This window comes from Enterococcus sp. DIV0970a, from assembly GCF_051711265.1.
Taxonomy (GTDB): Bacteria; Bacillota; Bacilli; order Lactobacillales; family Enterococcaceae; genus Enterococcus_D; species Enterococcus_D casseliflavus.
This window is the reverse complement of record NZ_JBIOMF010000001.1, coordinates 951,835-970,794: the sequence shown is the minus strand read 5'-3', so window position 1 is coordinate 970,794 and position 18,960 is coordinate 951,835. Positions and strand designations below refer to the sequence as shown.

General features: G+C 37.2%; 22 protein-coding genes and 6 pseudogenes. 6 read left to right on the top strand and 22 right to left on the bottom strand.

Features of this window, described 5'->3' with window-relative positions:
• Positions 1–12 precede the first annotated feature (12 nt).
• The 7 genes and pseudogenes from tcrY to IGK14_RS04565 form a co-directional block, all read right to left on the bottom strand.
• Positions 13–468, bottom strand: coding sequence for a copper-responsive transcriptional repressor TcrY (gene tcrY, locus IGK14_RS04595; protein WP_002337544.1), 456 nt, complete (start codon positions 466–468; stop codon positions 13–15).
• Positions 469–603: 135 nt separating this feature from the next.
• Positions 604–942 (bottom strand): annotated as a pseudogene (locus IGK14_RS04590) (IS6-like element IS1216 family transposase); the annotation flags it as partial.
• Positions 943–996: 54 nt separating this feature from the next.
• Positions 997–1,677: an IS6-like element IS1216 family transposase gene (locus IGK14_RS04585; protein ID WP_195907752.1), complete on the bottom strand. Its 681-nt coding sequence runs from the start codon at positions 1,675–1,677 to the stop codon at positions 997–999.
• Positions 1,678–2,075: 398 nt separating this feature from the next.
• Positions 2,076–2,279 carry a hypothetical protein gene (locus IGK14_RS04580; RefSeq protein WP_438711682.1) on the bottom strand — a complete coding sequence of 68 codons (204 nt, stop codon included), beginning with the start codon at positions 2,277–2,279 and terminating at the stop codon, positions 2,076–2,078.
• A 232-nt stretch (positions 2,280–2,511) separates the two neighbouring features.
• Positions 2,512–2,991 (bottom strand): phage transcriptional regulator, ArpU family, encoded by a 480-nt coding sequence (locus IGK14_RS04575; RefSeq protein ID WP_016612331.1) that lies wholly within the window; start codon positions 2,989–2,991, stop codon positions 2,512–2,514.
• Between the two features lie 317 nt (positions 2,992–3,308).
• Positions 3,309–3,515 carry a hypothetical protein gene (locus IGK14_RS04570; RefSeq protein WP_228074226.1) on the bottom strand — a complete coding sequence of 69 codons (207 nt, stop codon included), beginning with the start codon at positions 3,513–3,515 and terminating at the stop codon, positions 3,309–3,311.
• A 191-nt stretch (positions 3,516–3,706) separates the two neighbouring features.
• A complete protein-coding gene (locus IGK14_RS04565; RefSeq protein ID WP_002337563.1) occupies positions 3,707–4,084 on the bottom strand; it encodes a hypothetical protein in 378 nt (125 codons plus the stop codon).
• Positions 4,085–4,369: 285 nt separating this feature from the next.
• Between IGK14_RS04565 and IGK14_RS04560 the strand changes: the two genes are divergently transcribed.
• Positions 4,370–5,326, top strand: a complete 957-nt coding sequence (locus tag IGK14_RS04560; protein WP_002337562.1) for a S41 family peptidase — start codon at positions 4,370–4,372, stop codon at positions 5,324–5,326.
• Positions 5,327–5,854: 528 nt separating this feature from the next.
• Here the strand turns inward: IGK14_RS04560 and IGK14_RS04555 are convergent.
• Positions 5,855–6,088 (bottom strand): hypothetical protein, encoded by a 234-nt coding sequence (locus tag IGK14_RS04555; RefSeq protein WP_154694255.1) that lies wholly within the window; start codon positions 6,086–6,088, stop codon positions 5,855–5,857.
• Positions 6,089–6,209: 121 nt separating this feature from the next.
• Here IGK14_RS04555 and IGK14_RS04550 point away from each other — a divergent pair, with 121 nt between their 5' ends.
• On the top strand, positions 6,210–6,296 hold the full coding sequence (locus tag IGK14_RS04550) for a type I toxin-antitoxin system Fst family toxin (RefSeq protein WP_115224856.1): 87 nt from the start codon (positions 6,210–6,212) through the stop codon (positions 6,294–6,296).
• Positions 6,297–6,868: 572 nt separating this feature from the next.
• On the opposite strand, the gene IGK14_RS04545 is transcribed toward IGK14_RS04550, so the two are convergent.
• From IGK14_RS04545 to IGK14_RS04535, 3 genes and pseudogenes are all read right to left on the bottom strand, one after another.
• On the bottom strand, positions 6,869–7,222 hold the full coding sequence (locus IGK14_RS04545) for a nucleotidyltransferase family protein (RefSeq protein ID WP_081132265.1): 354 nt from the start codon (positions 7,220–7,222) through the stop codon (positions 6,869–6,871).
• A 330-nt stretch (positions 7,223–7,552) separates the two neighbouring features.
• Entirely contained in the window at positions 7,553–7,990 is a 438-nt protein-coding gene (locus IGK14_RS04540; protein ID WP_170924071.1) for a hypothetical protein, read from the bottom strand.
• 126 nt (positions 7,991–8,116) lie between these two features.
• Positions 8,117–8,411: pseudogene (locus IGK14_RS04535) on the bottom strand (IS110 family transposase); the annotation flags it as partial.
• A 272-nt stretch (positions 8,412–8,683) separates the two neighbouring features.
• Between IGK14_RS04535 and IGK14_RS04530 the strand changes: the two are divergent.
• The gene (locus tag IGK14_RS04530; RefSeq protein WP_154694254.1) at positions 8,684–8,878 is read left to right on the top strand and encodes a hypothetical protein; all 195 of its coding nucleotides are present in this window, start codon (positions 8,684–8,686) and stop codon (positions 8,876–8,878) included.
• Between the two features lie 400 nt (positions 8,879–9,278).
• Positions 9,279–9,905, top strand: a complete 627-nt coding sequence (locus IGK14_RS04525; protein WP_154694253.1) for a CadD family cadmium resistance transporter — start codon at positions 9,279–9,281, stop codon at positions 9,903–9,905.
• Positions 9,906–9,996: 91 nt separating this feature from the next.
• On the opposite strand, the gene IGK14_RS04520 is transcribed toward IGK14_RS04525, so the two are convergent.
• Both IGK14_RS04520 and IGK14_RS04515 read right to left on the bottom strand, forming a co-directional pair.
• The gene (locus IGK14_RS04520; RefSeq protein ID WP_412059279.1) at positions 9,997–10,872 is read right to left on the bottom strand and encodes an IS3 family transposase; all 876 of its coding nucleotides are present in this window, start codon (positions 10,870–10,872) and stop codon (positions 9,997–9,999) included.
• A complete protein-coding gene (locus IGK14_RS04515; RefSeq protein WP_016249831.1) occupies positions 10,842–11,408 on the bottom strand; it encodes a helix-turn-helix domain-containing protein in 567 nt (188 codons plus the stop codon). The genes IGK14_RS04520 and IGK14_RS04515 overlap by 31 nt, the downstream gene beginning before the upstream one ends.
• A gap of 156 nt (positions 11,409–11,564) precedes the next feature.
• Between IGK14_RS04515 and mobV the strand changes: the two genes are divergently transcribed.
• Both mobV and IGK14_RS04505 read left to right on the top strand, forming a co-directional pair.
• A complete protein-coding gene (mobV, locus tag IGK14_RS04510) occupies positions 11,565–12,755 on the top strand; it encodes a MobV family relaxase (RefSeq protein WP_154694252.1) in 1,191 nt (396 codons plus the stop codon).
• Positions 12,713–13,141: a replication protein gene (locus IGK14_RS04505; protein ID WP_206902100.1), complete on the top strand. Its 429-nt coding sequence runs from the start codon at positions 12,713–12,715 to the stop codon at positions 13,139–13,141. The genes mobV and IGK14_RS04505 overlap by 43 nt, the downstream gene beginning before the upstream one ends.
• Before the next feature lie 110 nt (positions 13,142–13,251).
• Here the strand turns inward: IGK14_RS04505 and IGK14_RS04500 are convergent, their stop codons facing one another.
• The 9 genes and pseudogenes from IGK14_RS04500 to IGK14_RS04460 all read right to left on the bottom strand — a co-directional run bounded on the left by IGK14_RS04500 (position 13,252) and on the right by IGK14_RS04460 (position 18,919).
• Positions 13,252–13,944 (bottom strand): Crp/Fnr family transcriptional regulator, encoded by a 693-nt coding sequence (locus IGK14_RS04500; protein WP_005225225.1) that lies wholly within the window; start codon positions 13,942–13,944, stop codon positions 13,252–13,254.
• A 16-nt stretch (positions 13,945–13,960) separates the two neighbouring features.
• Positions 13,961–14,512, bottom strand: coding sequence for a Dps family protein (locus tag IGK14_RS04495; protein WP_005237709.1), 552 nt, complete (start codon positions 14,510–14,512; stop codon positions 13,961–13,963).
• A gap of 1 nt (position 14,513) precedes the next feature.
• Positions 14,514–14,597, bottom strand: a pseudogene (locus IGK14_RS04490) (heavy-metal-associated domain-containing protein); the annotation flags it as partial.
• A pseudogene (locus IGK14_RS04485) lies at positions 14,594–14,860 on the bottom strand (HAD family hydrolase); the annotation flags it as partial. The pseudogenes IGK14_RS04490 and IGK14_RS04485, both read right to left, overlap by 4 nt.
• Positions 14,856–15,008 (bottom strand): annotated as a pseudogene (locus tag IGK14_RS04480) (PBECR4 domain-containing protein); the annotation flags it as partial. The pseudogenes IGK14_RS04480 and IGK14_RS04485, both read right to left, overlap by 5 nt.
• Positions 15,009–15,301: 293 nt before the next feature.
• On the bottom strand, positions 15,302–17,164 hold the full coding sequence (locus tag IGK14_RS04475) for a heavy metal translocating P-type ATPase (protein WP_154694251.1): 1,863 nt from the start codon (positions 17,162–17,164) through the stop codon (positions 15,302–15,304).
• A 197-nt stretch (positions 17,165–17,361) separates the two neighbouring features.
• Positions 17,362–17,595, bottom strand: a complete 234-nt coding sequence (locus IGK14_RS04470; RefSeq protein ID WP_003103602.1) for a heavy-metal-associated domain-containing protein — start codon at positions 17,593–17,595, stop codon at positions 17,362–17,364.
• Between the two features lie 146 nt (positions 17,596–17,741).
• Positions 17,742–18,596: pseudogene (gene lgt, locus IGK14_RS04465) on the bottom strand (prolipoprotein diacylglyceryl transferase).
• Positions 18,581–18,919, bottom strand: coding sequence for a hypothetical protein (locus tag IGK14_RS04460; RefSeq protein WP_028790832.1), 339 nt, complete (start codon positions 18,917–18,919; stop codon positions 18,581–18,583). Before IGK14_RS04460 ends, lgt begins: the two are co-directional and overlap by 16 nt.
• Positions 18,920–18,960 lie beyond the last annotated feature (41 nt).

The window sequence follows — 18,960 nt, the reverse complement described above, 5'->3', positions numbered from 1 at the left end:
TTTTTTCGCTCCTTATTCTCCATGATGATGTAAATGGCAATCGCATTGCCCTTCTGTACACTGACAATCCACTTCTTCTACTGCGAAAGCTTTTTTCATCTCTAATATTTCTTCTAGTCGCTGGATATCATCGAAGCTTAAGACATGATCTTCAATGATACTCCCTACTACATTCCCGACACTCTTTCGACAAATACGGTTGAAAATATCGTTTGTAAAACTTCTTACCGCTTCTTTCTCTTCGATATTTGCCGAATAAATATATTTTCTACCTTCTTGTTCTGTATTCAGTGCGCCTTTTTCCACGAGTCGACCTAAGAGCGTTTTGGTTGTCGCTTGTTTCCAGTCCATTTTCTCTCCCAATGTAGAAATGACTTCTTTACTAGTCACTCGACCATTCGCCCAGACTACACGCATAACTTCCCATTCAGCATCGGTTATATGAAGGTCTACAGCTATAGTACTCATATTCTCTCCCCCTTTCGTTTACTCACGTAAACATTAATGTTAAATAGAGTTTACACTAGTAAACAATTATTGTCAAGAGTTGGTTCTGTTGCAAAGTTTTAAATAAAGAATAAAATCCCTTACGGTATCTATGATTTAAGCTGGGATTCCCAATAATACCTTGATTTCAGTACAGACCGAAAACCCGAAGAGAGTGCCTTCTTTTCGGGTTTTCTTATATAATCCTCGAATGGCTTCCATGCCTTTAATCGTGGTAGAGGCAGTGCGTAAACTTCGATAGAATTTATTGCGTCTCTTTACTGGACGATGGTCTTGTTCAATCAAATTATTCAGGTATTTAATGGTACGATGTTCTGTCCCTTGATAAAAGCCGTATTCTTTTAGTTTCTTAAAGGCACTTGTAATAGAGGGGGCTTTATCTGTGACTACAACCTTCGGTTCATCAAACTGCTTCACTAACCGCTTAAGAAAAGCGGTTCTGTTGCAAAGTTTTAAATAAAGAATAAAATCCCTTACGGTATCTATGATTTAAGCTGGGATTCCCAATAATACCTTGATTTCAGTACAGACCGAAAACCCGAAGAGAGTGCCTTCTTTTCGGGTTTTCTTATGTAATCCTCGAATGGCTTCCATGCCTTTAATCGTGGTAGAGGCAGTGCGTAAACTTCGATAGAATTTATTGCGTCTCTTTACTGGACGATGGTCTTGTTCAATCAAATTATTCAGGTATTTAATGGTACGATGTTCTGTCCCTTGATAAAAGCCGTATTCTTTTAGTTTCTTAAAGGCACTTGTAATAGAGGGGGCTTTATCTGTGACTACAACCTTCGGTTCATCAAACTGCTTCACTAACCGCTTAAGAAAAGCATAGGCTGCTTGTGTGTCCCGTTTTTTACGTAACCAAATATCCAAGGTTAAACCATCTGCATCGATGGCTCGATACAAATAATGCCATTTTCCTTTAATTTTGATGTACGTTTCATCCATTTTCCATGAATAAAAGGATTTTTTATTTTTCTTTTTCCAAATTTGATAGAGTAGTTTGCCATATTCTTGCACCCAACGATAAATCGTCGTATGAGAAACGTTAATGCCACGATCATATAAGATTTCTTGAACTTCACGATAGCTAAGGTTATAACGAAGATAGTAGCCCACGGCTACAATAATCACATCCTGCTGAAATTGCTTGCCTTTAAAATGATTCATCGTCATTCCTCCTGCTATCTTTTTCTATTATTCTACCTTATTTGATAGTAGATTTAAAACTTTGCAACAGAACCATTTCAAGTACCTGATGGATTAAGAATACCGAGGAAATGGTTTGTTAAATTTCGGAACAATGGTGGTACTTAGGCCTTTTTTTAAGAAAGAAAAGCGATCTTTTTTGCCCTCCACGTTCCAGCCGCCTCCACCACTTAGGAGGGCAAAAAAAATAGACGTGCAAGGCACGTCTGTAGAGCAAAAGGTTGATATTTCACTGAAATCTTGCTATACTTACTATGTAAAGAGGAGTTGCGCTAACAACTCCCCTACAGCACCGTTTAAGACGGTGGCCAGTTTAATTAATTGTTAAAAAATAATCGTCCTCTGGCTAAAGCTGACGGTTATTTTTTTGCATTCTTTTTTCGTTTCTTCTTGCTTTTACGCTTAGAAGAACGCGTGTTTATAATCGTATCTGCTAGTTTCACACATGCTTCGATTAAACCAATGAAGGCTAACAAAACAGGCGCTATTGCTAACAAAATGCCGATTATATCCACATCTTGCAAAAGGCCACTCCTTTCTTCAGATTTCGATAGTACATTCATAATGCACCACCTCACTTTCAAAAAAAGCGCCACCGTCACAAACTTTACTGTACTCATATTATACCATAACTCACGCTAAAAACCTATATTTATCAAGGCTTTTAGCGTTTTTTTTATATCTAAATCCGAGTGAAATGCTTGTTCCTTCAGTCGCTCCAGCCACCACCACCGCTCCTTCAGAAACCGTGTTGCTGACACAACCCGAAGTGATCGATAGAAAAAAATACCAGGATCAGGCAGAGATCTCTTGTTCTTTTAAAGCCAAAATAGACAAAGCGTTCGCAAACTGCAGTAAGCCTGATTGAGAATCATCGACGATCACATTTTTCTGATAATGGATCCGATCACTCACGTGATTGATTGATAATCCGTAAACAAAACGCATCAAAAAGATCTTTCGTCTCCGATCGGTGATTTCTGGTTTATATGGATGGCTAATAGCCGTCAGACCCAAAGAAAACAAGTGGTGAAAATAAAGAAACTCTTGTTTGAACTGCTGATTTTCTTGAACAAAGCTGGAGTGTTTGATTTCTGGTATATCTTGGTCTAAGAGCGAATACGTTGAATGGATCGGCGGCATCCTCGTCAATCCCATCCTTTCTCTTGAAACAAGATAACTAGAGAGCATCGATCCGATCTCTCCTTTGGTTTTTTCCCAATCGATCACCTCTTTTTCAGGTAATTCAAATTGGTGAACATCAAATAATCGCACATTATTCCTCTTTTCATGATAGGTGATACACACAGCTGTCGTTTGAACCTGAATTTTATATCAAAAAAGACCTGGAGTTTCCAGGTCTTTTTTCGTCTTTGTTTCTCAAAATGGCAACGATTGACGGGCGTTCTTTGTGATTTTCAATTGGTCTAGCTATGTTGAGAGCCTAAAACGTCGGTAAATCAAGCTTCTTCTCTTTGGATCTTTTTTGAAGAAATCGGGGGGACGAGTTGGAACGGTGTTATGTTCCAAGCTGGACTCGTCGCAAGATAAGCGAAATGTTGCTTTTCTAACAAGCGTAAAATGCAGCGGACTTAATCCGCTGTTTTGTCGGACGTAATAGCCAGGCATTCCACAAAGTCAGCAGGCAAGGAGAAAACGGAACGATTCGCTGTCTGCCAGCCGCTGACGATCGTGGGATCAAATTCATACCGCCGACAAAAATCACTCACCGACAAACCAAGGTGCCCCACGATATACGCAGTAATCGGATAGCTGTCAACATAAGCTGAAAACGACATACACAATTCATCCTTTCAACGCTATCTTAGGTTTCACGGAAAAAGTGCCACCACTTCTTCTGTCTTTCTTGTTTCAGTCGCACGACTTCATTTTCAGGAGTAAATTTCCCCTTATGTTCTGAGGGGGTCTCATAACCACTTTGAGACGTTTTAAAATTTTTGGTATCATTGTTGGATTCTTTGTTTAAATCTTATGAGAAGTGTTCCTGCGACGTCAGAAGCAGTATTTGTTTGTTCGCTTGCAAAGTTAGTTGTTGTTGCTGATCAAGAAGTTTTTGTTGTTGGGCTAATAACGACTGCAGCTGCTCAATTTGTGCGTCCTTTTGTTGCAACTGTGCAAACAACTTCGTTTCTATACTGTCAGAGCTTGCTGCGTCAGGAAGTTCGAACGCTTCAAGCAACTCAGCACGTCCTAGCTTGTCAGCAAGGTGCAACACTCCCGACCACAGAACTGTCTTATACCCTTGGCTGTTTTTGGCAAGGTATGTTGGCTCTAGGTTGTCAGCATGTTTCCTCATAGCTTGTCTGCTGATACCAAAAAGTTCAGCAAGTTCTTTTACTGTCAACATTTGTTTTGGTTATCTATCCGTTGTCACAAGGGTGTCACCTCGTTTGTTTTTCTTTTAGTATACAGGAATCCGATCTAATAAACGAATTTCAATAAGATCCTTTCTAATCAATTAGAAAATATTTTTCAAAAATGCATATGAAAAAAATATAATAAGCAACTATTTAGAGATTAGAGAGAAAAATGAACGCTAATAGTTTTTATCACTAATCGGTCGTAAGGTCCATGGTTTTCCATCCAAATTATGTTTTAATAATATTAAAATCATTTATGGAGAATACTTAGTATGAAAATGGTGAAGCGTATTTTATTAGCTGTAGTGACAATATGTGTTTTATTTTTAGGGATTATCTATTTTTGGGGGTATAAATTAAACATATATTTAGTACCACCATCCCCTCAGAAGTATGTACAAGTTGCCCTAAATAACATGGACGAACTTGGGCTGTTCACTGACTCAAAAGAATGGGTAGAAACTAAAAAAAATACGATACAAGAAACATCAAATGCTAAAGATTATGCAGAAACAATCCCTAATTTAAAAAAGGCGATTAAAGTTGCAGGAGGCAAGCATTCGTTTATTGAAGATGAAGAAAATATGTCAAAAAAAAGTATTGAAGAATATGTAAAACCCAAGGCAGAAGTCGAAAATGATATTTTAGTATTAACTATTCCTGCATTTACTGGAAGTGATAAAGAAGCCGAAGAGTATACTACTATTTTAGAAACGGCATTGCATAAGAAAATTTATAAGTCCGTAATTGTTGATTTATGTGGAAATACAGGAGGAGATATGGCTCCTATGATATTAGGTCTATCTGCCATATTACCAGATGGTAAATTATTTAGTTATGTAGATAAAAACAACGATTTAGAGCCTGTAACTCTTAAAAGTGGCGAATTAAACAGTAACATCTCAACAATAAAAATAAGTGATAACAAAAAAATAAAAAAAGTGCCGATTGCCATATTAATAGACAGTAATACAGGGAGTTCTGGCGAATTAACCGCTTTGTGCTTTAAGGGGATCCCTAATGTTAAATTTTTTGGGTCTGATTCAGCAGGTTACACTTCTGCCAATCAAACTGTCTATTTATACGATGGATCGACATTACAAATAACTTCTGCTTTTGTAAAAGACAGAACAAATAAAATTTATAAAAATGTTCCTATTAATCCAGATGTTCGAACAAATAATAGCAAAAGTTCTGCAATAGAATGGATAAGATCTCAATTAAAGTAAAAAAAAACTTGCAAAGAAAAATCTTTGCAAGTTTTTTTTTACTTTGCTACTTGTGCTTTTTTCTTGCAACATGAGTAAATCCAATACTTAACCACCCGAAAAATAACACTAACCAAATTGTACTATGTCTTGCTAGAAATGCGATTAAACTTAAAATAGCGACAATAAAATATAAAAAATAATCATATTTTGAAAAGAATTTACCCATAACTATTCCACCTTAAAGTTATATTTTCTATAATATATTCTCTTTTCTTAATGTTGGTCTATCAGTTTTTAGTCTTAGTATACGTGCAGCTGCTGTGTCAGGAACTTCGAACGCTTCAAGCAAATCGGGACGACCTAGCTTGTCTGCTGATACCAAAAAATTCAGCAAGTTCTTTTACTGTCAACATTTGTTTTGGTTATCTGTCCGTTGTCACAAGGGTGCCACCTCGTTTGTTTTTCTTTTAGTATACATGAATTCGCTTTGCCAAGCGAAACCGATTGAATGCAGCAATCAAAGTAGAGGAACATGCAGTAAGAAAACTACATGTTTTCTTCTAGTAATTTTAGTGTATAGTCGTCCGCTATGATCTCACCTTGCATGATCAGCAGTAAATGGTCGAAAGGGATTTTTGTGGATTTACTGAGTCGGTTCAGTTCTTCCTCACTCTTGATCCTTTCATAAATTTTTTTGGTTCGCTCGATTCGATCCCATTCTGTATTGGTAAAGTAGCGGGAAAGTTCATAGGTTAGCCGAGAATCCTCTGCACCGTGCACAAGATCAACTCCTCTTTTTATGGATTATTATAAAGGCAATAGAAAATAAAGAAACAACTGATCACTTGAATTGTTCATGTTATACTCGTTAATGGCAACTGCCCCGTGAGGGGGTGTAAATATGCTGGAAACTTTAATATCGCTGATTATCGCTCCACTATTCGTGGGTCTAGTACTCTTACTAGTTGATCGCTGGCTAGACGATTAGCCGATAGTCGAAGCAGTTGCCTTCTGGCCCCAACGCTGGAGTCGCAACAGCGCAAAAAAAGCCCTCCTATTCGCAGTAGGAGGGCTTTTTGGTGTAAACATGCTTGTTCTTTAATATCGCTTCGCACATTTATTATAGCAAGAAATTTGGAAAAAATCAAAATGCAGCAATCAGTACCGATCGTTTTTTCACATTGAAACTATTTGCGATTTTCTGTCTAAAAAAGTTGGTTACATTCTCAACTTTTATCGGTCAAAAATGTAACCAACTTTAAAATTGCTCAATCCCTTGCAGCACTAAGGTTTTTCTGACCTCGTTACATGTAGGAAGTCGTTTCCTACCCCCCCTATTAGTAAATGGGGGTCACGGTCACTTCAGCTCGCACAGCAAGCTGAAGTGGCCCAGAAAGGCTACAAGGATTTTTTGCTAGCGCAAAAATCCTACAGCGTTTGCTGTGCAGACGCTGTACGCCATTTCTCTTTTTTATCATAACGAAAGTAAACTATTTTGCAAAGTTTTTTCTCTCTAGCTAATCAAAAGTTTTGTAAAAATTGATCAATGGTATCTGCGCTTCAACCCTTTACTTTAAATGAGTCGCTCGTTTTAAAATCATAAATCATTACACAATCTGCTTCTATATTTTCTTTGAGAAGTGGGTTTCTTTTTTTGTTTGTTTCTGAGTTGATTGCACGTAGTGTAATAAGGTCGATCTCTTTTTTTAATGCGCTACTTAATTTACTTTTTAACCGAATCACATCAAATATATTGTGGAGCAAAGACCCTTCACCGTCGATTAAAATATCTAAATCACTGGTTTCTGTTGCTTCGTTTCGAGCGTATGATCCAAACAAAAAAGCTTTTTTTATTTCCCATTCTAAAAATATTGGTGTACATAATTTTTGAATGTCACTAATTGTATAAATCAAATAACCGAACTCCTTGTCTTCAATTTGAATATTAAAATAAAAATGAAAAGCGACAATTAATACTCAGCGTTTAGGAAAAAATATTGATAAAAAAGGGAAGGAACTGGTAAATCGATTGCTTCTTTTAGATCAAAAAAGGGAAAGAGCATAAGGTAGATACCCCCACCTTCTAGTTAGAAGGTGGAAAATAGGCTGTGCCTATTGGGTTTTAAGAGATTTCAAAGTGATATCATTGAGGCTTTTTTAGTGAAACCCAGATACCACTACCGATGGCACCTAGGTGGCACTTTTTACAAAAAGTACCACCTAGGTGCCATCATCAACCCTCAATTATTTTGGTAAATATTGGGAAACAATATCATTAAAATCACGTTCTTTTTTGACATCTTCTTGAACAGATTTGACCTTTTTCTTTTCTTCTTTCTTTGATTCGTCCTTCCTATTTTTGAAGCGATAGTTCTTATTTCGAACAACTTTCTTACTCATTGTGACTGCTTCTTGATAAACATCAGAAGAAAAAAGTTCTTGTATTTTGGTATGATCTTGCTCCAATTTTGCATTGGTCATAATCTCTAATAATGACAAAGAATCCAATACTTTTTTTTCGAAATTTATTTCTTTTCTCACCCGATTAAGTAATTCAAGCAGCGCATATCGAATCATCGGACTGTCTTTAATATCCTCGTCAACGGGCAGATAGGTTTTTAATTCTTTCAAAGCATCTTCATGTTCCGTGTCTAAAAATACCGGAATTCGTTTCTTTGACATGCTATCTCACACACCTTTTTTTAGTTCGTCAATTTTCGATTCAATCAACTGAATCGTCTTTTCGATATCAGAAATTTTGATTTGATTTTCCAATCGTTCAATTTGACCGATTTCAACGATTAATTAAGTGGAGTACACCTTTCCAATACCTGGAACACCGGGCAAATATTGATATTCTCGAATGCCGACAAATAATTGCTTGATTGCTTTTCCAAGTCTTTGATGTTCTTTTCAAGCGCACGAATTTCACGTACAAGAACACTTAGAACGACATTGATGGATTCTTGTGCAAGTCTACCTAAACGATAACTCATGGTAAATGCACGTTGAATGATTTGGCAATTTTTTCTGGATCTTTAAAGCAACCTTTTCCTTCTTCTTGTAGTAAGTCACAGAACGCCTCTAAGGCTTCTTTAGCTATAGTCGCAGCATCCGCAATATTTCCATAGTTAATGCAATTCCTTTTACGGTATCTTCACCCATGACAACCATTCTAAAAATTTTCGCTAACTCGTCCATTCCAGCTGGAAAAGAATCCCAAAAATCAATATCATAATTACAATTTTTAATGATTTGTATTCAAAAATCAGATGAATGGTTTGACGTGGCAATTAATAATAATACTTTAGCAATCAACAAGATGATTGACGGTATGTGGTTAAAGAAGAAAAATAGCTAGGAGATTTTTGAGAGATGACTGGTAAATTTAAAGATGAATTATTAACTGTTGTTGCAGATAATGATTTAAAAAATATTATTCAGTTAAGAAGATACTTTGAAAATCATAGTGATGAATTTACGTTCAAAAATATCACTCGTTTTCATCAAACCATTAATAATAATGTCGATGTTTTTGGTCTATATTTTGGGGGTAATCTTCAAAATTAAATGCACTTAAATATAAAAGCCCCCTGACTAAAGTCAAAGGGGGTTTTTATTTTGGTTTGAGGTTTGCATACCTACCGAAAAGGTAGAGTAGCAAAACGTCAAACAGGTATCAGCTAAATGCACCATAAGGGTGCGCTGATACTCGGCTCAAAAGAGCCGACAGAGCCGTCTGCAAGACCCCTCGGAGAGCCCACACTTTACCTTGTAAAGTATAGTGGGTTATACTTTACAAGGAAGTAGTCACCGAATTCCAGTTAGAAATTACTTTGTAACTACGTTTTGAGGAGGAGTAAAATGCTTTCCTACGTTCGACATTACCCATTAGCGATAGCTAAATTAATGTGTCTGTGCTCTCCTAAAATCTGCTGATTTATTACTGACTAATACAGGAGGTTTTTTTATGGGACAGACAATCATATCTGCTATTGGTGTTTATATTTCCACCAGTATCGATTATTTAATTATTTTAATTATTTTATTTGCACAGCTATCACAGAATAAACAGAAATGGCATATTTATGCGGGGCAATATCTAGGAACTGGCTTACTTGTAGGGGCGAGTTTAGTTGCTGCTTATGTCGTCAATTTCGTGCCTGAAGCATGGATGGTTGGATTGCTTGGTTTAATCCCTATCTATTTAGGGATTCGCTTTGCAATTGTTGGAGAAGGTGAGGAAGAAGAAGAGGAAGAGGAAGAAATTATTGAAAGATTAGAACAAAGCAAGGCAAATCAACTGTTTTGGACAGTCACATTGCTGACAATTGCGTCTGGCGGAGATAATTTAGGTATCTATATACCTTATTTTGCTTCGTTAGATTGGTCACAGACCCTCGTGGCGTTGCTTGTGTTTGCAATCGGCATAATTATCTTTTGCGAGCTTAGTCGGGTGCTATCTTCTATTCCGTTAATATCCGAGACAATTGAAAAATACGAGCGAATCATTGTGCCCTTAGTATTCATTCCACTTGGACTATACATCATGTATGAAAGTGGCACGATTGAGACTTTTCTGAACTTTATTTTATAGATAAAAAAGCCCCTTAATGTAGTGACCCCAAAAAGTTAGACTTTTATGGAGTGGAGAAATCCACTCCTTTTTTGTACGATAAGATTAACTGTTAGACAGCTGTTTTTACAGCTTCTCGAAACTGAACCGGACTTCGCCAATTTAATTTCTTTTTGATGCGTTTATGGTTGTAATAATAGATATATTGGTCAATTTTTGTTTTCAATTCATCTAAACTCCGATAGACTTCTCCATGAAAAATCTCTTGCTTTAATAAACCAAAGAAGTTTTCCATAGGTGAGTTATCTAAACAATTCCCTTTACGAGACATACTCTTGAAGATTTTATGCTGCTTCAATTTATTCTTATAAGCATTCATTTGATAGGCCCATCCTTGATCTGAATGGAAGGTTCTACGAAATGGACAATCATTTGTCATCTGGATTGCTTCTTCTAATCCTTCCATTATGGCTAGTGCGTTTGGTTTTTCAGAAATCCGATAAGATAGAATTTCACTATTGTAGAAATCCATGAAAGGATCTAAATACAGCTTTTTCTGACGAACGACACCTGTGGTGTCTACTTCATAATACTTAAACTCTGTGGTATCAGTTGTAATTTTTTGGTGACAGATATTTGTATAAAACCGACGATGAATACGATTTTTGGCGACAGTACCAACCTTCCCACGATAAGAATTGTACCGTCGAGATTTTCGAGTGTAAGACTTTACTTCGATACCTAGTTTTTTTATCAGACGTTGAATCTTCTTTTTATTGACATGAATCCCTTGATTCTCTAATTCTTTTTTTAGTCGCAGACAGCCATAGTCTTTATGCTCCTTGCGAATTTCAAGCATTTTTTCTTCAATTTCTTGGTCTGGGTTTGGTCTGTCAAACCGTTTCTGCCAATACATATAGGTTGCTTTAGGAAATTTCAATGTTTCAAGAAGCTCAACTAGTTTGAATGATCCTCGGAGGCTGGCGATGATTCGTGCGATTGATTCTTGCGTCTTTGCTGGGCTTCCTGTTTTCGCAGCTTCCTCAACTCTTTTAAAAAGGCATTCTCAATTTGAAGGGATCGGACTTGCTTTTCTAATGCCTTGATACGCTCGCGTTCTTCAGTTGTTGTATTTTCTTTTTTGTTTTCTTTTTTTCTAGTCAAAGTAAGTGGTCGCCCTTTCTCTTTTGAGAGCCCCTCAATACCTGCTTCTCTGAAATTACGCATCCAATTGGCAATAAGCGCAGGGTTGTTCATTTCTAAAGTGCTAGCAACTTCTCGATAGGACATCTCACTTGTTTGATATAACTCTAGCGCATTTAACTTAAATTGAACAGAATATTTCTGATTTTGATGCTTTCTCAATAGACCTTCCTCTCCGTATTCACGATAGGCATTCACCCAATTACTTACTTGAGACTTGCTTGAAATACCGTATTTGTTGGCAAGATACCGATATCCGCCCACGCCACTAAGATATTCTTTAACGATTTTTAGTTTTAATTCAAAAGGATATTTTGCCATACAAATAACGACCCCAAAAAGTTAGATTTTTTGGTCTAACTTTTGGGGGTCGCTTCATAAATGGGGCTTTTCTTATATTTTTTTGAATCCTAACCTCAAACCTCAGATACGTTTTTTTACCGCTAATTCGCCAAACCAAAGAATGGAGGACTTATGATGAGTTATTTAGTCGCAAGAATGCAAAAGATGAAAGCTGGAAATTTAGTCGGAATGGGTAATCATAATCAACGGTTAACTGACAATCATTCAAACAAAGATATTGATACGGAACGCTCGTATTTGAATTATGATTTGGTCAATCGCACAGACAATTACAAAACGGATATTCAGCAATTTATTAACGATAACAAATCAAGTAGTCATGCCGTCAGAAAAGATGCTATATTAATAAACGAATGGATCATAACTTCTGACAACCAATTTTTTAAAGATAAAGACGATAAAGAAATTAAAGATTTTTTCGAACAGGCGAAAGATTACTTCGCTGAAAAATTTGGCGATAATAATATTCGTTACGCTCAAGTTCACTTGGACGAAACGACACCTCATATGCACTTAGGGATTGTGCCATTTAACGCTGAACATAAGCTATCTGCAAAGACAGTCTTTAATCGACAAGCCTTTCAGGCGGTACAAGACGAGTTGCCAACGTACTTGCAAGAGCGAGGGTTTAACCTTGAACGTGGCGAAAAAGGGTCAGAGCGTAAAAATTTAACTGTGTCTGAATATAAAAAGGCGAAAGACGAATTGAAAGAGATGACTACCACGCTGGAACAGCGGAAGTCAGAAGTTTTAGCGTTATCGAACGATAAAACACCAACAATCAAGAAAGAGAGTTTAGATTTAAAAGACGAAATGAAAACGGTCAAAGTACCAAGTGGCGAAACCATTGATATTGGTAAGTTGCGACATGAATTTATGAAAAATGAAGAACGTAAAACAGGAAATGTGATTATTCCTAAAGATAAATTAAATGCTTTAATACAAGGCTATGAAGATTTATATAGCTCAAATGAGCGATTAAAGAAATATGTGGAAACTGATTTACCTAAAGAAATCACTAAAGTTAAAGGGAAATATAGCGAATTAGTGAAAGAATACAATGATTTAGTGCGTAAGAGTAATCGGAATATTGAAACAATTGAAGATTTAGAAAAAGAGAATAAGTCGCTTAAAAACGAAATTAAGGGCATTTACAGAGGTTTTACGGCTTTCTTTGAGAAATCTAAGAGTGTAACGGCTGAACAGATAAAAACGCTAGTAGAAGGTGTTGTCAGTGAAGTGAAAGAGTTTGGGCATTTATTGTGTATCCAGAGAGTGCGCCAAAAAATTGGCGAGAGATTTTAGACGAAACGCATATGCGTTGGATTGAAAGTCCCTTGCATGATAAAGATTTCAATCCTGATGGAACGATCAAAAAACCGCATTGGCATGTAATGTTATCGGCTGATGGGCCGATTACGTTAAAAGCAGTTGAGAAAATTATTGAACCTTTGAATGTGCCTGCACCACAAAAAGTTGGTTCAGGACGTGGAATGATTAGATATTTTATTCATTTGGATAATCCTGAAAAATATCAATATTCACGTGATGAAATAGTTGGTCATGGTGGTGCTGATGTTGAAAGTTATTTTGAATTAACGAAAACAAATAAAATAAGTGTGATGAAAGATATTGCCACTTATATTTACGAAAATGAGATTGATAATTATGCTGACTTTCTAGGCTTCTAAAACAAAACTACACCAAGAAAGGATATCACCATGGATCATTGTACTAAAAAATTGGGTTCTATGATAAATAGTGTTGGTGACCAATACTATTTGACACAGAACCATTTAACTTAACTTGATGCAAATAATAACTTATCTAAATCAAATATCTCAACATATTTTTGAGTATGCTGTTTAATTAAACCTCTCTCTTCCAATGATGAGAACTTACGACTTATTGTTTCTGGGGTTGTACCCAAGTACGAGGCTAGATCTTTTTTCGACATTGGTAAAGTCACATAAGTATGGTTTTCTTCATCTTCAACGTATTCTGATAGAAAATCAATAATACGAGACTCTACTTGCTCCATACCAACCTGCATCGTTTGCTTTTCTGATACCTGTAAACGTTTCGTAACATCTGATAGTATTCTTCTCATAATTTCTGGGTAAGCGCCTAAATAGTCATCCATATCCTTTTTATGAATTCTACATATGCTCACTTCTGATATTGCTTCAGCATAATTAGAATGGTAACTTTCAGTTTGAAAAATAGCCACTTCTCCCATAAAATCACCAGGATTTAATATGCGTACAGTTTGTTCACGACCAGATTCATTTAAGTTATAAACACGTACACGCCCATTATTTATAATATAAAGTGTGTCATCTTTATCACCATTTCCAAATAACAACGCATTCTTTGCATAATGTACTTCTTGCGCTGATTGCGCAATTAAACTCATTTGTTCTTCATTTAGGTGATTAAAAATCGGAACTAAACGTATACAATCTATATGACTATGGTGGTGATGGTGTGCCATACAGCTTTCCTCCTAATTAATCGTTATCTATATAGTCATCATCTTCTAACGCATCCTTGTTAACAAAGGCTTGAAGTTGCCAAATATTTATATCTAAGTAATCTTTATAACTAATTAGTAAATCTTCTAATGCATCATCTGCTTCTTCTTGTGCTAAACGCATTGCACGAACGGTAAATTCACGATTAGTCCTAAAATCTTCTACTAACTGTATGACCATTTCTTCAGCAGAATAATATTTTTCAGACGGATCTTCAGAAATTATTGTAAATTCCTGAAATTCAGTAGTCGTTGAAGCTGGCTTAAATCCTGAAGCTAGTAAACGTTCTGCAATCTTATCAAACCATGTCTCATTCTCATTGTATAAATTCTCAAAAACACTATGCAATGAATAGAAATTTGTGCCTTTTACATACCAATGATATTGATGTAATTTTACATGTAAGGTATGGATATTAGCAAGTATATGATCTGTGACAGCTACAGCATTAATCTTGGTATGATGAATGTGTTCTTTATATGCTTTTTCAGCAGCTAATTTTTCTTGTCTTTCATTTGCTGTTGTCATTTTATACACCTTCCTTTACTTTTGAACTAATAACTGAATATACTAGGTTTTCAATAGCTCTTTCAATTGTACTCAAATTGACTTGTCCTCAGGTAACATATCGCCATGAGCCTCGGTTAATCCTAGCTCCTTTTTAACTAAATTAACTGTGCCTTGATTATCCCCTGATAATACAGTGAGATTTTTAACACCAAGTGATTTTAATTTTTGTAGGTCTTGTTTAACACCTGCTCGAACTTGGTCACAGATTCCCATTAAAATAATTAACTTACGATCAACTGCCGTTAATACAATTGAACTACCGGCTCTTTCTAATTTATCTAATTCTTTAAGAACATCATCAGATAAAATTAGTTGTCGAAAAAATAATCGCTACCGTTGAGACTTCTCCGACAAAGGATACTTTTTTATCTACAAAATGTTCTTGTAAGAGATGGGCAGCCTTATAAATCGCGTTTAACTGTCTGGTAATTTGGGTTGTCTCTTTTATAGACATGCGTTTGTATTCTTTTTTTGCCACGTGCGAAGAATGCTCCTTTTTCCCAATAAAAAAAGCTGCTCAAAAGAGCAGCCTTTTATACAGGTTTAATTTTGGTGCTTGCCACCCGCCGGACCCTTACGTTCCGGATTTGTATCGAGTTTAGTTTTGGTGCTCGCCACCCGCCGGACCCTTATGTTCCGGATTTATATCAAGTTGACTATGAGCCTGCTCTCATTTGTATATATAATATACCAAAAAATTTATTCTTAAGATATTTTTACTTTCTCTGCAGGTGCTGATACTTCTTTTTATTCTTTTCGACCTTTCAACTTATACTTCATTAATCTCATGCCATTGAAAATTACCACCAAGATACTACCTTCATGAACCAACATTCCGATAGACATATTCATCCATTCGCTGAAGAAGACGCTGGTCAACAAGACCAACACTACTCCAATTGAAATCACGATATTTTGTTTCATATTATTTGCGGTGGCTTTTACTAATCCTAATGCGTGAGGCAAGTTGCTGAAGTTCGAGTTCATTAAAACGACATCGGATGTTTCAATCGCTACGTCCGTTCCGCTTCCCATTGCGATTCCAATGTCTGCTAAAGCTAAGGACGGACTATCGTTAACGCCATCTCCAACAAAGGCTACAATTTGACCACGTTGTTGAAGTTTTCCGATATAAGCCGATTTGTCTTCCGGCAACATGTGGCCGTGAGCTTCGGTCAAACCAAGTTCGCCGGCGACCACATCAACGGTTCCTTGGTTATCTCCTGAAAGAACGACTAGATTTTTCACGCCCAAGTCTTTTAATTCCTGCAAATTAGCTTTCACACCCGGACGGACTTGATCGCGAATGCCCATCAGTACTTTTAATTCACCGTCGACCGCTGTCAAAACGAGAGAGTTCCCTTGTTGTTCAAACCGTTTGACATCTTTTTGCACTTTTTTGCTGAGAGTGACATTTTCTTTTTCCATCAAGGCCACATTCCCAACAGCCACTCTATGTCCAGCTACACTTGAAACGATTCCGCCGCCTTTCACGACTTCAGTTCCTTCAACAGGATAAAAGTTTGTTTCTCCAATTTGATTTAAGACCGCTTTTGCTAATGGATGATCTGATTCCCGTTCCACACTGGCCAGATAGCCAAGCGTTTCAGCAGGATCTTTTTCATACAGTTCAGTCGCTGCAACGGTTGGGTTTCCGACAGTTAAAGTACCTGTCTTATCAAATACAATTGTATCCACATTGCTGAAGTCTTGAATGACTTCACTCCCTTTTAAAAGAACACCATTACGAGCACCATTCCCAATACCAGCAACGTTTGAGACAGGCACTCCGATAACTAATGCGCCTGGGCAACCTAGAACCAAGATGGTGATTGCTAACTCAATATTTTGACTGAACGCCCATACAACAATTGCCAGAACCAAGACAGCTGGTGTGTAGTATTTAGAAAAGCGATCAATGAACCGTTCCGCTTCGGATTTAGAATCTTGTGCTTCTTCCACGAGTTCAATAATTTTTCCAAATGTGGTGTCCTCACCAACTCGGTCAGCTCTGATTTGAATCGTTCCGTTTTCTAAAATGGTTCCTGCAAAAACTTCTGCATCAGCTAGCTTGTTGACTGGAACAGCTTCACCTGTAATGCTAGCTTCATTGATATGCCCTTCACCCGTAAGGACTATGCCATCTACTGGAACTTTCGCACCCGTTTTAACGAGCAAGATATCCCCTTCATCTATATCATCCACTTCTACTTCTTCAAATTCGCCATTATCCATTTGTTTCAAGGCGCTTTCGGGTGCCATTTCAGTCAATTCTTTGATAGCAGATCGCGTTTGGTTCAATGTTCGTTGTTCCAAGTAGTGTCCGAATAAGAATAAGAACGTGACAATAGCCGATTCTTCATAATTTTGAATAAAAAGCGCACCAATCGCTGCAATACTGACTAAGACATCAATACTGATGACTTTGACTTTCATTGCTTGAAACGCTTGAATGGCAATTGGCGTAATCCCAAAGACAGAGGCGATGATCAAAGACCACTCTGAAAGTCCTACGTTTTCTAAAACAAAGTGACTGAAGAAACCGAGTACGATTAACAATCCACTGATGACGGTGATAACATTTTTCTTGCTTAATATATATTGTTGCATGCTTTTTCCCTCCAAATTTAATTTCTCTTTTATTGATAAACACAGTATAAGATAATTGCCTAAGTAATTAATTGACTGACATCAAGTTTAGAAAGTTCTCTTTTATCGTTTCTAAGCACCTCGAATCGGATTGCAACAAAAAAAGCAATCCTGGAAAAATAGCTTTTCTTCCAGAATTGCCTAGTTCATTTAATCTGTTAAGCGGCCTTGACTTTTGCTTTAAGGACCGGATAGCCTACGTTTTCGATAGCTTTTTGAATCTCTTCAATCGAAGTGACAGCTGAATCAAAATTGGTTTTGACTTTGCTGGAGTTGAATAATACTTTAATGCTGTCTTTATCAATACCGTTAACTGATTTCACGGCACCTTCAATTTTTTGCATACAACTTGGACAAGACAACGTTTCTAATTGCAATATAGCTTTTTCCATAATTCCTATCTCCTTTATGTGTTTTTATTTTATCGGCAGCAGATTAATGAACACTGCCTTTTCCTCTTTACAACTGTAGTATAGCTCACTTTTAGCAAACGAAAATTGACGCATATCAAGTTTTGCACTTCTTTTTATCTTTTTGCTCAATTCACCATCTTAATAGTCTTTTTCTGCCCCTTATTGCCATCAGAATAATAAGAAATTGGTGGATAATCTTGTCTGCGTATAAACCATACTACAATCGCGCCAATAAACAGGGCCAGAGACAAGGCTTGCGAAACGCGGATCCACTCGCCAATCCATAAACTGTCCGTTCGCATACCTTCAATGAAGAACCGACCCACTGAGTACCACAAAACGTAACTCAAAGCGACTTCTCCTTGACGCAAAAGCTGTTTTCGGTTCCGTATAGTGACGATGAGGACAAAGCCCAACAAACTCCACAATGACTCGTATAAAAAAGTCGGATGGTAGTAGGTACCATTGATATTCATTTGTTCAATGATAAATTCAGGTAAATAAAGATTTTCCAAGAATTGACGAGTAACCGGTCCACCATGAGCTTCCTGATTCATAAAATTGCCCTAACGACCAATGGACTGGGCTAACAATACATTGGGCGCTAAAATATCAAGAACGAGTGCCAAAGAAGTACCTTTTTTCTTTGCATACCAATATAGCGTACCCCCTCCTGCAATCAATCCCCCATAAATCGCAATGCCGCCATTCCAAATCGCAAGGATTTGTCCTGGATTTTGCAGATAATAACCAAGTTCAAATAACACATAATAAAGCCGAGCGCCGAGGAGTCCAATCGGAATTGCCCATAAGGCCATATCGATAATGGTATCCTCTTCCAGTCCTTTTTTCTTTGCTTCCTTGGTGCTCAACTGGAGAGCCGCTAATATGCCCGCTGCAATAATGACTCCATACCAATGAATCACAACAGAACCAATCTCCACCACATGGGGATTCAAAACGCCTAATACGAATCCCATTCTATTTGCTCCATTTCTTCAATTTTTCGCGTCATTCTAGTCATGGTGATGCTGAACAAGATTCCGGCTAAGCTCCATGGAAACCAAACAGTGAATTCACTTTTAGCTCCCTGGTCACTCGCTTCGTAATACGCCACTTTTCCGTGTCCGATTACGCCGGCTCCTTTTACAACTTCCTCTTCTTTTTCCATAGCTAACCTATCTGCCTCAACAACGTTAGACGTTTTTGCTTCGCCGCCAATCGTGTTCTTGGTGAAAGGGACGACAAAGAATGCACCCGCTGCTGACAACGTGATGGCAACTATCACCCAAAAATAATGCACATTCACCTCTACTTATTTTTACGTTTTGTTCGGCAACCCTA

Bases quoted from the DNA above. Each gene is read 5' to 3' on its own strand.
- tcrY (WP_002337544.1), bottom strand. From the start codon at position 468: ATGAGTACTATAGCTGTAGACCTTCATATAACCGATGCTGAATGGGAA.
- IGK14_RS04585 (WP_195907752.1), bottom strand. From the start codon at position 1,677: ATGAATCATTTTAAAGGCAAGCAATTTCAGCAGGATGTGATTATTGTA.
- IGK14_RS04580 (WP_438711682.1), bottom strand. From the start codon at position 2,279: ATGAATGTACTATCGAAATCTGAAGAAAGGAGTGGCCTTTTGCAAGAT.
- IGK14_RS04570 (WP_228074226.1), bottom strand. From the start codon at position 3,515: ATGTCGTTTTCAGCTTATGTTGACAGCTATCCGATTACTGCGTATATC.
- IGK14_RS04565 (WP_002337563.1), bottom strand. From the start codon at position 4,084: ATGTTGACAGTAAAAGAACTTGCTGAACTTTTTGGTATCAGCAGACAA.
- IGK14_RS04560 (WP_002337562.1), top strand. From the start codon at position 4,370: ATGAAAATGGTGAAGCGTATTTTATTAGCTGTAGTGACAATATGTGTT.
- IGK14_RS04550 (WP_115224856.1), top strand. From the start codon at position 6,210: ATGCTGGAAACTTTAATATCGCTGATTATCGCTCCACTATTCGTGGGT.
- IGK14_RS04540 (WP_170924071.1), bottom strand. From the start codon at position 7,990: ATGTCAAAGAAACGAATTCCGGTATTTTTAGACACGGAACATGAAGAT.
- IGK14_RS04530 (WP_154694254.1), top strand. From the start codon at position 8,684: ATGACTGGTAAATTTAAAGATGAATTATTAACTGTTGTTGCAGATAAT.
- IGK14_RS04525 (WP_154694253.1), top strand. From the start codon at position 9,279: ATGGGACAGACAATCATATCTGCTATTGGTGTTTATATTTCCACCAGT.
- IGK14_RS04515 (WP_016249831.1), bottom strand. From the start codon at position 11,408: ATGGCAAAATATCCTTTTGAATTAAAACTAAAAATCGTTAAAGAATAT.
- mobV (WP_154694252.1), top strand. From the start codon at position 11,565: ATGAGTTATTTAGTCGCAAGAATGCAAAAGATGAAAGCTGGAAATTTA.
- IGK14_RS04500 (WP_005225225.1), bottom strand. From the start codon at position 13,944: ATGGCACACCATCACCACCATAGTCATATAGATTGTATACGTTTAGTT.
- IGK14_RS04495 (WP_005237709.1), bottom strand. From the start codon at position 14,512: ATGACAACAGCAAATGAAAGACAAGAAAAATTAGCTGCTGAAAAAGCA.
- IGK14_RS04475 (WP_154694251.1), bottom strand. From the start codon at position 17,164: ATGCAACAATATATATTAAGCAAGAAAAATGTTATCACCGTCATCAGT.
- IGK14_RS04470 (WP_003103602.1), bottom strand. From the start codon at position 17,595: ATGGAAAAAGCTATATTGCAATTAGAAACGTTGTCTTGTCCAAGTTGT.